This window comes from Pannonibacter sp. Q-1, from assembly GCF_054073275.1.
The window spans coordinates 265,215-280,157 of the sequence record NZ_JBSXNB010000006.1; the positions used below are offsets into that span (position 1 = coordinate 265,215).

A 14,943-nucleotide genomic window follows, 5' to 3' on the forward strand; every position below is an offset into this window, starting at 1 on the left:
TCAGTTCTCCCTGCGGATGGCGCTTTCGTGCCAGCGCCGCAGCAACAGATGCGAAACAAGGCTGGTCGCCGCGAAGATCACTACACCCGTCAGGGACAGGAGGATCAAGGCCGCAAAAAGCCGCGGAATGTTGAGCCGGAACTGGCTCTCCAGCAGGCGGTAGGCAAGGCCGGACTGCGCCCCGGCGGAGCCTGCGGCAAACTCGGCGACCACGGCGGCAATCAGCGCCAGCCCGCCCGCAATGCGAAGGCCTGCGAGAAAGTAGGGCAAGGCCGCCGGAAGCTTCAGATAAAGCAGCGTCTGCCAGCGGCTCGCACCATAAAGCTCGAACAGGTTCAGGAGGTTATGATCCGTCGACTTCAGCCCCTGCGTCGTGTTGGACAGCACCGGAAAAAAGGCGACGATGAAGGCGCAGATCAACAGCGCGGTCTGCGTGGTTGGCGCATAGATGAGAATGAGCGGCGCAATGGCGACGATCGGCGTCACCTGCAGGATCACCGCGTAAGGGTAGATCGCCAGCTCGATCCAGCGCGACTGCGTCATCAGCACGGCCAGCCCCACGCCGCCCACCAGCGCCAACAGCAGGGCGGTGAGGGTGATCTTCACTGTGACCCAGAGCGCACCGGACAGGGTGCCCCAGTCATTGTAGAGCGACTGCGCCACCCGGGCGGGGCTGGGCAGGATGTAATGCGGCACGTTATAGGCGCTGACATACCAGGCCCAGGCCAGCACCAGCAGCCCCAGCATCAGCACCGGAATGGCGATGCGCAGCAGCCGCCCCGTCAGATCCGGCCCGCCGGAGACGGGCGAAAGCGCCGCAGTCTGCGCAGATGCAACGGGCGCCGCAGCTTCTTTTTCAACCACTGTCATAGATGGTCCCTCACATCCATGGCCGCATGCAGGGCCGCCGAGGTCTGGCGGCAGTAGTCGTTGTAGACGGATGACGTGCGGAACTCCTCGTCCCTCGGATAGGGCGCATCCACCGCCAGATCACTCACCACCCGGCCCGGCCGGGCCGCCATGACGACGATGCGGTTCGACAGATAGACACTCTCATAGACGGAGTGTGTGACGAAGATGACCGTCCAGCCGAACCGCTCCCACAGGCGCAGGAGATCATTGTTCAGCTTGAAGCGGGTGATTTCATCCAGCGCCGCGAAAGGCTCATCCATCAGCAGCAGCTTGGGCCGTGTCACCAGCGCGCGGGCAATGGAGACGCGCATCTTCATGCCGCCGGAGAGTTCACGCGGGAAAGCCTCGTGGAACTGGCCAAGCCCGACCATCTCCAGCGCTTCGCTCACCCGCTCGCGCGCGGCATCCTTCGAAATGCCCTTGAGCCGCAAGGGCAGCCAGACATTGGCAAAGACGGTCGCCCAGGGCATCAGCGTCGGTTCCTGGAAGACGAAGCTGATTTCCGGATGAGCCTTGCCGAGCGCGTCATGATCCGAGGTCGGCCATTCCAGCATTCCGGAAGACGTGTCGCCAAGGCCTGCAATGATGCGCAGCGCCGTGGACTTGCCGCAGCCGGAGGGGCCCAGAAGGCTGATGAACTCGCCCTGCCTCACGTCCAGCGTCATGTCCTTCAGCGCCACGGTGCCGCTGGAAAAGACCTTGGAAATGCGGTTGAGACGGACAAGCGGACGGGAAGAGGCAGCATGGGGCGCGGCTGCAGCCAAAGCGGCAGAATGAGACAATTCGGACATGCCCTGACACAGGCTCCCTGACAGATGGACAACAGGACGCCGGCTCACGGACGCATTGACTGCATCACATGAGCGGCGGCTGGCAGCAGGCGGCACGCGAATGCCGCCCGCCGGAGCAGCTTGTCACTTCTTCAGGTTCATGCCCACGCCCTTGCAGACGAATTCCGTGGTGTAGATCGACTTGATGTCGATCCCGTCCTTCACCACACCGGCCTTGACCATGCTCTCGTAGAAGGCCTGCTGCTTTTCGTCGGTCATGCAGCCGATGCCTTTTTCCAGCGCCTCGCCCGATTCCACGAGGCCAAAGGACTTCATGGTCTCGATGGAGAAGGCGATCTGGTCGTCGGTCATCTCCGGGTTGTCTTTCTTGATCAGCTCATTGGCGGCTGCATTGTCGCCGTAGAGATAATTGTACCAGCCCTCGATGGTGGCATCGACAAAACGCTGGGTCAGGTCCTTGTTGGCCTCGACGTAATCCTTGCGCCCCTCGATGAGGGTGGAATAGGTCTCGAAGCCATAATCCGCCAGCAGGAACAGCTTCGGCTTGAAGCCGCCTTCCGTCTCGATGGCGAAAGGCTCGGACGTGATATAGCCCTGCTGCGCCGACTGCTTGTCGGCCAGGAACGGGCCGGGGTTGAAGGCATAGGGCTTGTACTGCTCATCCTTGAAACCCGGATAGGCCGACTTCATCCACTGGAAGAAGGAGGCAAAGCCATCTGTGCCCATGAAGATCGTGGGGAGCTTGGCCAGATCCTCGAACTTTTCCAGCCCGGCATCGGGATGGGTGATCAGAACCTGAGGGTCCTTCTGGAAGATGGCGGCCACTTCAACGACCGGAATATCCTCTGCCAGCGCATTGAGCGGCTGCAGCATGTTGCCGGCCATGTAGAACTCGACCTTTCCGGCCAGCATCAGTGCCCGGCTGGCCGCTTGCGGGCCGCCCTGCACGATCTCGACCTTCAGGCCATATTTTTCATAAGTGCCGTCCGCGACCGCCTGATAGAAGCCGCCATGTTCCGCCTGGGCCAGCCAGTTGGTGGCGAACTTGATTTCATCCAGAGCAAAGGCCTGACTGGACAGCACGAGGCCAAGGGCCGCAGCCCCGCCAAGAGAAGTCAAAAAGCGCATGTTGTCTTCCGCCTCCGTATTGCTTTTTAAAGCTCTGCCGCTGTGCCTCCTCAGGCCCTTGGAGCGGTTCAGGCAATCACGCTGAACTGATGGTGCAAACCCCATGCCAGCCGCTTCAACGCCTTGACCGGCGCCCCCGGCGGCGGTTTCCCGTCATTCGCCTGCTGCACAGGCAGCCCCGCCCCCTCCGAACCCTGGCTAGACAGGCGTAAGCTTGCACAAACAGCAGGCATTTGCCACTCGGTTCAGCATGCACAACCCTTGCGCAACTGCAAAACCGGCTGCACTCTGGCTTGCACAAATGCGCCGACTTTCCAGCAGGACTGCCCAAAGCCTCATGTCAAATCCCGTCACGCCCACCACCATCCGCCCGCCCTTTGCCCGCTACAGCCACGGCATTGAGGTGCCCGCCGGCCACAGACTGGTCTTCACCTCCGGCCAGCTCGGCATCGGGCCGGATGACGTGATCCCGCCCGGCGTCGAGGCGCAGACGCGGCTTTGCTTTCAGAACATCCGTGAAATTCTTGCAGCCGCCGGCATGAGCCTTGCCGACATCGTGCGCATCAATGCCTTCGTCACAGGGCGCGAGCACATGCCCGGCTACATGAAGACCCGCGACGAATTCACCGCCACGCCGCCCCCGGCCTCCACCCTGATGATCGTCGGCGGCTTCACCCGGGAGGAATTTCTGGTGGAAGTGGAAGTGATCGCCGCAAGAGCGGACTGAGCTGCACGGAATACCGATGTTCAACAAAAATTATTTTTGTTGAACATCGCTGAAAATGCTATGCTCAACAAAATTTCCATTCGTTGAACATGAGCCCATGCAAAGGCATTCTCCGGTCAGTCACGCAGCCTATCACGATCTCCTGCGCTCCCTGCTCGATGAGGCAGTGGCCGGACTGAGGGGCACGCCGACGCGCGTCACCCGCAATGGCAAGGCCTACTGGTACGACACCTACCGGGTCGGCACGGATGTGCGCAAACACTACATCGGCGAGGACAGCGAGGCACTTCAGGCCCGCATTGCCCGTCATGAGGCGCTCAAGGAAGAGGCGGAAGCGCGCCGGAAGGAGCGGTCGCGCCTGATCCGCCTGCTGCGGGCAGAAGGTTTTCTCGGCACGGATGGCGCAACCGGCAGCCTGCTGGCGGCCATGGCCGGTGCCGGGGTGTTCCGGCTGGGTGGCACGGTTATCGGCACCCATGCCTTCCGGCTTTATGAAGGGGAACTCGGCGTCCGCTACCGTTTCGACCAGACGGCCATGACGCAGGACATGGACATTGCCAGCTTCGAGCGGCTTTCCCTCTCCCTGTCGCAGGATGAGCAGGTATCCACCTCCATGCAGGACGTGCTTTCCGGCTTTGCCTTTGATCCGGTGCCGAGCCTTGATCCGGGCCGGGTCTGGCGCTGGCGGCAGACCCGCAACGACACTCAGGTGGAATTTCTCACCCCCTCCTTCCGCCCGGAGGAGGATCTGCGCCCGCTGGAAGCGCTTGGCGTCAGCGCGCAGTCGCTGCATTTCCTGAATTACCTCATTGCCGCGCCTATTCCCGCTGCCGTGCTTTACCGCTCCGGCGTGCTGGTGCAGATCCCCAGGCCGGAGCGCTTTGCCATTCACAAGCTGATCGTGGCAGACCGGCGCCGCGAAGGGCCGGGAAGCCTGAAGGCGCGCAAGGACCGGCTGCAGGCCGCGTTTCTGATCGAGGCGCTGGCCGAAGACAGGCCCGATGATCTGGCAGAGGCCTGGGAAGACGCACGGGGCAATGGCCCCAAATGGCGCGAACGCCTCGACAGAAGCCTTGAAGCTGTGCCAGAAACCCGCGCGCGCATTCAGGACTGCCTGTAACACCAAAGGCCTGCAGTGACAGGATGCGTCCCCGGTGAAATCCTGTGCGGAACTCGGGCGGGTCAGTGCCTGCCATCCAAGCCCGCAGGTCCAGCTTCAGAAGGACCAGACCGGACATGCGTTTGTGGATCAAGGACCCGATTGCCATTCTCTCCGAAGGGGCGGAACGGGGCATCGTCGTGGAAGACGGCATTATCGTGGAACTGGTGGGCCGGGGCCGCGAGCCCATGCTGCCGGTTCAGGCCACCTTTGATGCCTCGCGGCACGTGGTCATCCCCGGCCTCATCAACACCCATCACCACTTCTACCAGACGCTGACCCGCGCCCATCCGCAGGCGATCAACAAGGAACTTTTTCCCTGGCTGCAGGCGCTCTACCCCATCTGGGCGCGCAATGTGACGCCGGAAACCTTCCGCCTTGGCACCCGGCTGGCGCTGACGGAGCTTCTGATGTCCGGCTGCACCACGGCCTCCGACCACCATTATGTCTACCCCACAGGCCTTGAGGCGGCGATGGACATACAGGCCGAAGAGGCCGAACGCCTCGGCATCCGCATGACGCTCACGCGTGGCTCCATGAACCTCAGCCAGAAGGACGGCGGCCTGCCGCCGGACAGCGTGGTGCAGGATCAGGACGAGATCCTCGCCGACTGCGAGCGGGTGCTGTCAAAGTTCCACGACCGCTCGAAGGGCTCGATGCTGCAGGTGGCGCTGTCGCCCTGCTCGCCCTTCTCGGTGACGCGGGAGTTGATGCGCGAAAGCACGGCGCTCGCCGAGCGTTTCGACTGCCGCCTGCACACCCATCTGGGCGAGACCCACGACGAGAACAGCTATTGCGTCGAGAAATTCAGCTGCCGCCCGGTGGATTATCTGGAGGACTGCGGCTGGCTGACGGACCGGGTGTGGCTGGCCCACGGCATCCACTTCACCGATGACGAGGTGAAGCGCCTCGGCCATGCCTGTGTCGGCGTGTGCCACTGCCCCACCTCCAACATGGTGCTGGCCTCCGGCCAGTGCCGCACGAAAGAGCTGGAAGCGGCCGGTTCGCCCGTTGGCCTTGGCGTCGATGGCTCGGCCTCCAACGACAATTCCAACCTGATGGAAGGCCTGCGCCACGCGCTGATGATCAACCGCCTCACCTATGATGCGGCCTCGGTCACCCATCACGACGTGTTCCGCTGGGCAACGGAAGGCTCGGCCCGCTGCCTTGGCCGCGATGACATCGGCGCCATCAAGGTGGGGCTGATGGCCGACCTTGCCTTCTACACGCTGGATGAGCTGCGCTTTTCCGGCGCCGGCGATCCGCTGGCCGCCCTCATCCTCTGCGGCGCCCATGCGGCCGACCGGGTGATGGTGGGCGGCGCGTGGCAGGTGACGGATGGCCAGCCGCACGGCGTCGACACCGCCCGCCTGCGCCACGAGCACGGCGAGGCGGCAAAACGGTTTCTGGAAAGCTTGTAAGGCATAGGCGCAACGCCGCGCTTGTAACGGGCTCCGCCCCTTGCCTCGGCGTCGCCCCGGGCGAAGCGAAGCGCAGACCTGGGGCCTACTCGATTGCAGAGAGAGGCTTGCTTCCACAGTCTTGCGGCAGGCACCCGGCCGGAGCAGGCCTCCGCGCCACGCGTCAGCTTCACCGCTCTGGAAACGAGTAGACCCCGGCTCGAAGGCCGGGGTGACGGCCTCGGGAATGGCACCGCCGTGCGCAGTCCTTTAGGCCTCGCGGTTGACCTTCAGTGTTCCGGCCAGAAGCGGGATCAGCAGGGCCAGCAGGGCCACCACAAGGAAGGATGTGCGCAGCGACAGGGCGTGGCCGATGAAGCCCAGCACCGGCGGGCCGAAGAGGAAGGCGCCGTAGCCGAGCGTGGCGACGGAGGCCAGCGCCGCCCCCTTGGAGGTGCCGGGTTCTGCCGCAGCGCGCGACATGGCAAGCGGGAAGATGACCGCATTGCCGAGCCCCATGATCAGGCATGCGGTCCAGATCACCCAGACAGGTCCACCCATGACCAGAAGCGCAGCGCCACTCACCGCCGCAAGGCCGCTGATCCGCGCCACCGGCACCGGGCCGAAGCGGGCGATCAGCTGATCACCGGACAGGCGCATCACCACCATGGCAACGGAGAACACGGCAAAGCCGACCGCAGCCGTCGAACTGTCAAAGCCCAGTTCCTGGATCTGATAGAGCGCGGCCCAGTCGGTGATGGCGCCTTCGGCCAGCGCCGCCACCAGCGCCATGATGCCGGCAAAGAACAGCGCGCCACGCGGAATGGCGAAGAGCGGTGCCTTTTCGCTGCCCTTTGCCGCCCGCTCGGATACCCATGGCGTGCGGTGGACCCACAGGACCACCGCCAGCAGCAGCACGCTCCAGCCCAGAAAATGCTGCGGCACCGTCAGATCCAGCTTGAGGGCAACCGCCCCCACTCCGGCACCAACGCCTGCACCGAGGCTGTAAAGCCCGTGATAGGAGGACATGACCGGGCGGCCCAGCGCCTGTTCCACCTCGACGCCCCAGGCATTCATCGACACGTCGAGGCAGCCCATCGAGAATCCGAAGAGGAAGGCAAGGGGCGCAATCACCACAACGGAGGTGCCGAAGGCAAGGCTGGCGAACAGGGCCAGCGTGACGGCGACAGCCACCTTCGCCATGCGGGCGCCACCCCACACATCGACCATGCGGCCCGTCACCGGCAGGGAAATGAAGGCGCCCGAGGCCATCACCAGCAGCACCATGCCGAAGCCGCTCTCGTCAACGCCAAGGATGATCTTGATATCCGGGATACGCGAAGCCCACACACCGATCATGGTGCCAATGACGAAAAAAACCACGCCAACAGCATGGCGCGCACGGCGGATAGCAGACATCGGAACTGATCCTGAAAGGGAGCCGCCAGCAATGGAGCGGCATAGAGGTGCCCGCTAACTAGGCAACCGGGCAGACGCTTGCAAGTGAAGATATGGTGACGCGGCTCAGGCCACAAGCCCCGGCGGAGCACTGGAGCCGCCACCGCCAAAGAGGGAACGGGCCTGTTCATAGGCCGTGCGGGCCGAAGCCCGGTCGGCGCGGCGGCTGTCTTCCTCACGCGGCGCCTCACGGGCTTCTTCTCCGGCAGGGCGCCGTTCATCCGCCGGGGCGGCATCGCCGGATCCTTCGGCCTCATCGCCGCCGCGCAATTCTTCGGCAGCCTGCGCCCGCATCTCGGCCTGGGCCTCCTGCAGGCTGGCACGGGCCTGCTGGGCAACACGCAGATCTTGCGAGGAGGGCTCGGCGGGGGCCAGGGCAGCACGGATGACGATCTGCATCTTGCGGGCGGTTGCTTCCGGCGTGCGCTCCTTCGAAGTGTCGATTTGCACCTCGCCGCCAACGGCATAGCGCTTCTTGTCCGGCCCCTGCTGGAAGGTGTAGCTGGGCGCACCGGCATAGGCGCCGCCCACCCGGGCATGGGCCTGCTCATGCGCCCGGACTTCCCGGTCGCGGGCCTGAAGCTCCTTGACCTGCTTCTGCTCTTCCTCGGTCAGCTCGGACGCTCCGGCCGTGCCGCCGCTGCCGGTGCCTTCCCCCTCCTCCGCGGCGGGCGAACCACCGGCAGGAGGGGGAGCTTGAGCGCTGGCGCTCCCGTCACGCTGCTGCGCCCCGGCAGAAACTGTATCCTCTTCGCCGGCAGATCCGCTGCGAGCGCCTGTTGCAGATTGGGCCTGCGGCTCTACACCCTCAGCACTGCGGCTGCGGCGGACATCGCGCAGGCTGCTGCCGTCCTCGTTCAATCCTTGAAGAAACTGAACCGCATCCGCGCGGAGCGTCGGGGCGGCGCCCGAAAGTGCGGCCGTGGCCTGTGTACTGGCCGCACTCCGGCGTGCAGCATCGTCCCGCCCCTCGCGTTCACCTTGAGGGGCGGCGTCCCGTATGGCAGCAGACACCGGATCGGCACGGGAGCCAATGCCGGCGGAAAGTCCTGCAAGCACACTCACCATACCGCAAAAGGTACCGCGCCCCGATTGCCGGTTTCTTAACGGGCGTTAAGTCATTTGATCAGATTTGCGTGAGGCGGAGCATCGGCAAGCCTGCGCGTGCCGCAACAAGGGGCATGACGGCGGGCTTCAGCCCGGCTAGTCTGCCCATCCTGTCCTGATCGTTCCTTCAGAAGGTTTCACAACATGCCCGCCCTGCCGCGCCGTTTCTGGCATGAGATGACCACGGCCGAATTTTCCGGCTCCGACACACGCAACTGGATAGCCGTCCTGCCGGTGGCGGCCATCGAGCAGCATGGCCCGCATCTGCCGGTATGGACCGACACGGCGATTGCCGAGGGCCAGATCGCCCGCACGCTGGAGCTTCTGCCCGAGGACCTGCCGGTCACCTTTCTACCCGTGCAGCAGATCGGCAAGTCGAACGAGCATATTTCCTCGCCCGGCACGCTGACGATTTCCTGGGACACGCTGACCCGCGCCTGGATCGACATTGGCGAAAGCGTCGCCCGCGCAGGCATCCGCAAGCTGGTGCTGATCAACTCCCACGGCGGCAACGTGCCCATCATCGACATCGTGGCGCGTGAGCTGCGCATCAGCCACGAGATGCTGGTCACCGCCACCGCCTGGTCCCGCTTCGGCCAGCCGGAGGGCCTGTTCCCTGCGGATGAATTCACCTATGGCATCCACGGCGGCGACATCGAAACCTCGATCATGCTGCACCTGCAGCCCGGCCTGGTGCGCATGGACAAGGCCATCGACTTCCCCTCCACCCAGCAGGACTTCATCAAGGAGTTCAAGTATCTGCGCGGCCATGGCCAGCAGCAGTTCGGCTGGAAGGCGCAGGATCTCAACCCGGCAGGCGCCGTCGGCAATGCCGCCCGTGCCACGGCGGAAAAGGGCAAGGCCTCGCTGGATCATGCCGCAGCAGGCTTCGTGGAGCTGCTGAAGGACATTCACGCCTTCGATCTCTCCCGCCTCTGGTCTGCCAGCGCATGAGCGCCTGACGCCCCAAACAGCAGAACAACGGAAAACGTCCAAGGAAACGCCATGAGCAAGCCCGACATTCTCATCCCCTCCCCGCTCCGGGACATGATCATCGACGGCCTCGAGCCGCATTTCACCCTGCACAAGCTTTATGAAGCCGAAGATGCGGAAGCCTTCCTGAAGGAACGCGAAGCCATCATCCGGGGCATCGCCGTCAGCTTCTTCAACGTGGACCAGCCCTTCATCGACCGCTTCCCGAACCTGGAGATCGTCTCCAACTTCGGCGTCGGTTATGACAAGGTGGACGCTCGCCACTGCGGCACGCGCGGCATCATCGTCACCAACACCCCGGACGTGCTGAGCGAGGAAGTCGCCGACACGGCCATCGGCCTGATGATCATGACCATCCGCGAGTTGTCTGCCGCCGAGCGCTGGCTCCGGGATGGCAACTGGGAGAAGAAAGGCGCCTACCGCCTGACGCCGGGCACCCTGCGCGGCCGCACCCTTGGCATCTTCGGCCTTGGCCGCATCGGCAAGGCCATTGCCACCCGCGCCGAGGCCTTCGGCATGAGCGTGCATTACTACGGCCGCAATCAGCAGGCGGGCGTGGACTACACATATCATCCCAGCCTGGTCTCGCTGGCCGAAGCCGTGGACACGCTGATGATCGTCGCCCCCGGCGGCCCGGAAACCCAGCACATGGTGGGCGAGCGCGTTCTGGAGGTGCTGGGGCCGGACGGCGTTCTCATCAACATCGGCCGCGGCTCGGTGGTCAATGAGACGGCTCTGATCGAGGCTCTGAAGAAGGGCACCATCATGGCGGCCGGCCTCGACGTGTTCGAGCATGAGCCGCATGTGCCGCAAGCCCTGCAGGACCTGCCAAACGCTGTGCTTCTGCCGCATGTGGGCTCGGCCTCCGTCGCCACACGCGATGCCATGGGACAGCTTGTGGTCGACAATCTCAAGAGCTGGTTCAGCACCGGCAAACCGGTGACCCCGGTCGCCGAAACGCCGTTTCCCCGGACCTGAACGGCCGGCGCGGCCCGGCCAGCCCGGTGCGACCAGCCCGGCCTGCAAGGCTGACGCAAGGCCGCTCCTGCATCTGGGAAGAAGAGCCATGAGGAGATGAGCCCTTGCGTCAGCTCAGCAAACCGGCGGAACCGCGCCGGCACAAGCGTCAGAGAACACGCCTCAGGGCGGGCCGGGTTGCCGACAGCAGCAACACGTTCCTGTGTGACTGCCTGATCAGCGACATGTCACCGGCAGGAGCCCGGCTGAAGCTGCCTGCCGAAGTGGACCTGCCGGAGGAAATCGTCCTCTTTGACGAACTGGAAAACACCGTGGCGCTCGCAAGCCTGCGCTGGCGGTCGGGCTGCAATGCCGGCATCCAGTATGATGTCCCGCCCGCCAAAGCTGCGCTGTTTTCCCAAAACCGCCAGCGGGCTTTGACGCGGCGCTACTACGCTTTGAAGGACTGAGGCAGCAGGCCTTTGCACCGGACACAGGAAAGGTCCTGCCCTTGACTTGAGCGGCGGGGTCTGAACAGTTCAGGCCAAGAGCCGGTTCATCGTGACCCGGCGTTAGTCGTGAGGCAGTCATGTTGAAGCCACTTGTGGCCGCAGTCTTTTCGCTGATGCTTGCCCTGACGGCACAGACTCAGGCTGAGGAAATGCAGATCAAGGATATTCAGATCGGCACCGGAGCCGAGGCCGATGTGGGCAACACGGTCTTCGTGCATTACACCGGCTGGCTGATGGACGGTACCAAGTTCGACAGCAGCGTCGACCGTGGCACGCCCTTCAGCTTCACGCTGGGCGAGCGCCGCGTGATCCCGGGCTGGGAGCAGGGCGTCGTCGGCATGAAAGTCGGCGGCAAGCGCGAATTGGTCATTCCCCCGGAACTGGCCTATGGCCCGCGCGGCGCCGGCGGTGTCATTCCGCCCAATGCCACCCTGCGCTTCGAGATCGAACTGTTGGACGTGAAGGCCAAGAGCTTTACCGACCTGGACAATGGCGCCCTGAAGGCCCGCATTGCCGCAGGCATTCCGGTGATCGACATCCGCACCGCCGATGAATGGCGCGAAACCGGCATCATCCCCGGCTCGCACCTTGTCACCTTCTTCGACGCCGCCGGTCAGGTGAACCCGGATTTCGGGCCGGAACTGGAGAAGATCATCGATTCGCCGGACGATGAAGTCATCCTGCTCTGCCGCACCGGCAACCGCAGCGGCATGCTGGCCAAGTATCTTTCCGAACAGGCAGGCCTGACCAGGGTGGCCAATGTGCAGGACGGCATCATGAGCTGGATCGCCACGGGCGGCGAGGTGGAAGAGCCGAAGCTGCCCTAAGCGGACAGATGTTACGAAAAAGGCCCGGAAGCCTGAAGCTTCCGGGCCTTTTGCATGGGCAAAGCACCAGGCACGCATGCAGCCGGCAGCATCTACATGAACCGTTAACCTTGTTTTTCATGACAATTTTAACTTTCGGGGCCGAGTCTTGGGGCAAGGGGACACTGACCTAGCAAGGCCGAATTCATGACCCGCCGACTGTCCACACATGCCATCCTTCTTGCCGCCGCTCTGTCCTTGAGTGGGTGCGGCACGGTGTCAGGCATCACCGGGCTTGGCTGGATGACCCCGTCCTCGGACAAGGTCATCTACAACGACACCAAATGGTGCGTTCCGCGCGATCTCAAGCGCGTCCTCAACCGCCTGTCCGACCGTTTCGGACGGGTGACGGTGATCTCCACCAAGCGCTGGTGGCTGGAGAACTGGTGGAAGGGCGGCGCCAGCAACTCCTACCATCTCAATTGCCGCGCCGTGGATTTCCGCGTGAACGGCAACCCGCAAGAGGTTCTGGCTTTCCTGAAGGCCCAGCCCGAAGTTGGCGGCTACAAGCGCTACTCCAGCGGCTTCTACCACATCGACAACGGCCCCCGCAGGACATGGTAGGCAGGCCGGTAAGCAGGCCGGGACCTGGGTGCCCCAGCCCTCGTCCGTGTCAGCCCAGTTCGCCCATTTCCAGCGCCATTTCCCAGGCCACCGGATCATAGCCGAGCAGGGTGCGGCCCTTGGCTTCGGCAATCGGACGCTTGATCGCTGAAGGGTGCTCCAGCATCAGGGCGATGGCGCTGGCATTGTCCTTGACCGTATCCTGCACCTCATCCGGCAGCTTGCGCCAGGTGGTGCCGCGGCGGTTCAGAACCTGCTCCCAGCCGAAGGCCTCGACGAACTGCGTCAGCTTTTCTGCGTCCGCGCCGTCCTTCTTGTAGTCATGGAAGGTGTAGGCCACACCGGCCCCATCCAGAAAGGCGCGGGCCTTCTTCACCGTGTCGCAGTTCTTGATTCCATAGACGATCATACGAGCCTCACTTCACGTTGATGGACATTGACGGCCTCATAGCAGATTTATCAGGCTGTGGCGCCCATGCGGGTGACCTGCTTCAACAGCTGCTGCATTCCGCAATTTGCATCATTCCGCTTGCATGTTTCCCGCGCAGGCTCAAACTGCGGCCGCTTACGTGTATTTACTCAAATCCCTGTTTCAAGAGACAGTTCCATGGCACCACGGCAGATGCGCACGCCGCCCGGCAACGGCCCGTTTCAGCAGCAGCTGCGGCTTTATTCCGGGCTGATCCTCTTTGTCTTTGCCAGCACCCATTTTCTCAACCATGCCCTCGGCAACATATCGCTGGACTGGATGCAGAAAGGCCAGGATCTGCGCCTCATCATCTGGTGGTCATGGCCTGGAACAGTGGCTCTTTACGGCGCCCTGGCCGTGCACGTGGGGCTGGCCCTGTGGCGCATCGCAGCGCGGCGCACCTTCCGGATGCCCGTCTGGGAGGCAATCCAGATCCTGCTGGGCCTGTCCATTCCCTATCTGCTGATCCGGCACATCTACATGACCCGCGGCGCAGTCGAGGTCTATCACGCCTATATGGATTATCAGCATGAACTGTCGGTGCTCTGGCCCGGTGCCGGCGTCACGCAAAGCCTTCTGCTCATGCTCGTCTGGCTGCATGGCTGCATCGGCATTCATTTCTGGCTGCGGCTGAAGCCCTGGTATCCGCGCTGGAGCGGCACGCTGCTGACGCTGGCCGCAGCTGTCCCGGTTCTGTCGCTGACGGGCTGGATCAATGGCGCAAGACGGCTGGTTCTGGAAGGCCAGTACCAGCTCAAGGTCACGGCGGAACAGACCGCCCAGCTGCAGGTCTATACCGATATCAGCCGTGTGGTGTTCTTTTCGCTTCTGCTGCTGGTTCTGATCATCTCGCTGGTCCGCCAGCTGGCGCCGGCCGGGCGCAAGGCTTTCACCGTGCACTATCTGGGCGAAAAGACCGTCCGCGCCAGACCCGGTCCAACCCTGCTCGAGATCAGCCGCATGCGCGGTGTGCCCGTCATGTCCGTCTGCGGCGGCCGCGCCCGCTGCTCCACCTGCCGCACGCTCATCGTCTCCGGCAACGCGGAACTGCATGCGCCCGGGGAGACTGAGGCGCATGTGCTCAAGCGCATACACGCGGGCAAGAATGTACGCCTCGCCTGCCAGATCCGGCCGGAGACGGATCTGGTCGTCCGCCCCCTGCTCCATGGCGGCACGGCCATTCCCCGCGAAGGCCTGCAGGACCGCTACCGCTGGGGCACGGAACAGCCGGTGGCAGTGATGTTCGTCGATCTGCGCGGCTTCACGGCCTTGAGCGAAGGCAGGCTTCCCTTCGATGTCGTCTTCATCCTCAACCGCTATGTCGACAGCGTTGTGCGCGTCATCCGCAGCCACAATGGCATGATCGACAAGGTGATGGGCGACGGCATCATGGCCCTGTTCGGCATTGAAAGCACCCTTGAGCAGGGCTCACGGGATGCGCTGCAGGCCATTGTCAGCCTGTCGGCCGAACTCAAGCATGTGAACCGGGATCTTGCATCGCAGCTCAGTGGTCCCTTGCGGATTGCCGTCGGCCTGCATGGCGGCCCGGCCATCCTGGGCCGTATCGGCCTTGACGGGCGCAACGGCGTTGCCTCGGGCCTGACAGCCCTTGGCGATGTGGTCAATGTCGCCAGCCGGCTGGAAGGCGTTGCCAAGGAGCACAACGCCACCTGCGCCGTCTCCCGCGACATTCTGGACGCCTCGGGCCTGTGGCTGGAACCGCTGCGCCCCTTCCATCAGGTGCCGATCCGCGGGCGGAAGGAACCACTGGAAGTGGCCTGCGTGGAGAACCTGGCACTGCTGCAGAGAGCCCTCGCCGGCAACAAGGCTGCCTGATCCCGGGCCTTTCGATGCCGGCGCCTCCCGCTTTGAAACTGCCGATGCGTCAAATGCCGGATTC

Annotated in this window: 15 protein-coding genes; 9 read left to right on the forward strand and 6 right to left on the reverse strand. The window is 63.8% G+C overall.

Annotated elements, in window-relative coordinates:
• The 3 genes from ACVNHC_RS18295 to ACVNHC_RS18305 all read right to left on the reverse strand — a co-directional run bounded on the left by ACVNHC_RS18295 (window position 1) and on the right by ACVNHC_RS18305 (window position 2,831).
• Complete coding sequence (locus ACVNHC_RS18295) at window positions 1–870, reverse strand: ABC transporter permease (protein WP_099052090.1); 870 nt, start codon at window positions 868–870, stop codon at window positions 1–3.
• Window positions 867–1,703, reverse strand: coding sequence for an ABC transporter ATP-binding protein (locus tag ACVNHC_RS18300; RefSeq protein ID WP_457168509.1), 837 nt, complete (start codon window positions 1,701–1,703; stop codon window positions 867–869). Before ACVNHC_RS18300 ends, ACVNHC_RS18295 begins: the two co-directional genes overlap by 4 nt.
• 123 nt (window positions 1,704–1,826) lie before the next feature.
• Window positions 1,827–2,831, reverse strand: a complete 1,005-nt coding sequence (locus tag ACVNHC_RS18305; protein ID WP_122522110.1) for an ABC transporter substrate-binding protein — start codon at window positions 2,829–2,831, stop codon at window positions 1,827–1,829.
• A gap of 337 nt (window positions 2,832–3,168) precedes the next feature.
• Here ACVNHC_RS18305 and ACVNHC_RS18310 point away from each other — a divergent pair, with 337 nt between their 5' ends.
• From ACVNHC_RS18310 to ACVNHC_RS18320, 3 genes are all read left to right on the forward strand, one after another.
• Window positions 3,169–3,558: a RidA family protein gene (locus ACVNHC_RS18310; protein ID WP_457168511.1), complete on the forward strand. Its 390-nt coding sequence runs from the start codon at window positions 3,169–3,171 to the stop codon at window positions 3,556–3,558.
• Between the two features lie 97 nt (window positions 3,559–3,655).
• The gene (locus tag ACVNHC_RS18315; protein ID WP_374629521.1) at window positions 3,656–4,678 is read left to right on the forward strand and encodes a nucleotidyltransferase family protein; all 1,023 of its coding nucleotides are present in this window, start codon (window positions 3,656–3,658) and stop codon (window positions 4,676–4,678) included.
• 116 nt (window positions 4,679–4,794) lie between these two features.
• The gene (locus ACVNHC_RS18320; RefSeq protein WP_457168513.1) at window positions 4,795–6,138 is read left to right on the forward strand and encodes an 8-oxoguanine deaminase; all 1,344 of its coding nucleotides are present in this window, start codon (window positions 4,795–4,797) and stop codon (window positions 6,136–6,138) included.
• Between the two features lie 249 nt (window positions 6,139–6,387).
• On the opposite strand, the gene ACVNHC_RS18325 is transcribed toward ACVNHC_RS18320, so the two are convergent.
• Window positions 6,388–7,536, reverse strand: coding sequence for an MFS transporter (locus tag ACVNHC_RS18325; protein WP_050472370.1), 1,149 nt, complete (start codon window positions 7,534–7,536; stop codon window positions 6,388–6,390).
• 105 nt (window positions 7,537–7,641) lie between these two features.
• Complete coding sequence (locus tag ACVNHC_RS18330) at window positions 7,642–8,643, reverse strand: putative metalloprotease CJM1_0395 family protein (protein ID WP_457168516.1); 1,002 nt, start codon at window positions 8,641–8,643, stop codon at window positions 7,642–7,644.
• 183 nt (window positions 8,644–8,826) lie between these two features.
• Here ACVNHC_RS18330 and ACVNHC_RS18335 point away from each other — a divergent pair, with 183 nt between their 5' ends.
• The 5 genes from ACVNHC_RS18335 (at window position 8,827) to ACVNHC_RS18355 (ending at window position 12,574) form a co-directional block, all read left to right on the forward strand.
• Window positions 8,827–9,636 carry a creatininase family protein gene (locus ACVNHC_RS18335; protein ID WP_457168518.1) on the forward strand — a complete coding sequence of 270 codons (810 nt, stop codon included), beginning with the start codon at window positions 8,827–8,829 and terminating at the stop codon, window positions 9,634–9,636.
• A 51-nt stretch (window positions 9,637–9,687) separates the two neighbouring features.
• A complete protein-coding gene (locus ACVNHC_RS18340; protein WP_457168520.1) occupies window positions 9,688–10,653 on the forward strand; it encodes a 2-hydroxyacid dehydrogenase in 966 nt (321 codons plus the stop codon).
• Between the two features lie 104 nt (window positions 10,654–10,757).
• Entirely contained in the window at window positions 10,758–11,102 is a 345-nt protein-coding gene (locus ACVNHC_RS18345) for a PilZ domain-containing protein (RefSeq protein ID WP_457168522.1), read from the forward strand.
• A 119-nt stretch (window positions 11,103–11,221) separates the two neighbouring features.
• Complete coding sequence (locus ACVNHC_RS18350) at window positions 11,222–11,971, forward strand: FKBP-type peptidyl-prolyl cis-trans isomerase (protein ID WP_058898711.1); 750 nt, start codon at window positions 11,222–11,224, stop codon at window positions 11,969–11,971.
• A 186-nt stretch (window positions 11,972–12,157) separates the two neighbouring features.
• On the forward strand, window positions 12,158–12,574 hold the full coding sequence (locus tag ACVNHC_RS18355) for a YcbK family protein (RefSeq protein ID WP_050472364.1): 417 nt from the start codon (window positions 12,158–12,160) through the stop codon (window positions 12,572–12,574).
• 49 nt (window positions 12,575–12,623) lie between these two features.
• Here ACVNHC_RS18355 and ACVNHC_RS18360 read toward each other — a convergent pair whose 3' ends face one another.
• Window positions 12,624–12,983 (reverse strand): ArsC family reductase, encoded by a 360-nt coding sequence (locus ACVNHC_RS18360; protein ID WP_457168524.1) that lies wholly within the window; start codon window positions 12,981–12,983, stop codon window positions 12,624–12,626.
• Between the two features lie 198 nt (window positions 12,984–13,181).
• Between ACVNHC_RS18360 and ACVNHC_RS18365 the strand changes: the two genes are divergently transcribed.
• Window positions 13,182–14,879: an adenylate/guanylate cyclase domain-containing protein gene (locus tag ACVNHC_RS18365; RefSeq protein WP_457168526.1), complete on the forward strand. Its 1,698-nt coding sequence runs from the start codon at window positions 13,182–13,184 to the stop codon at window positions 14,877–14,879.
• The last annotated feature ends 64 nt before the right edge of the window (window positions 14,880–14,943 follow it).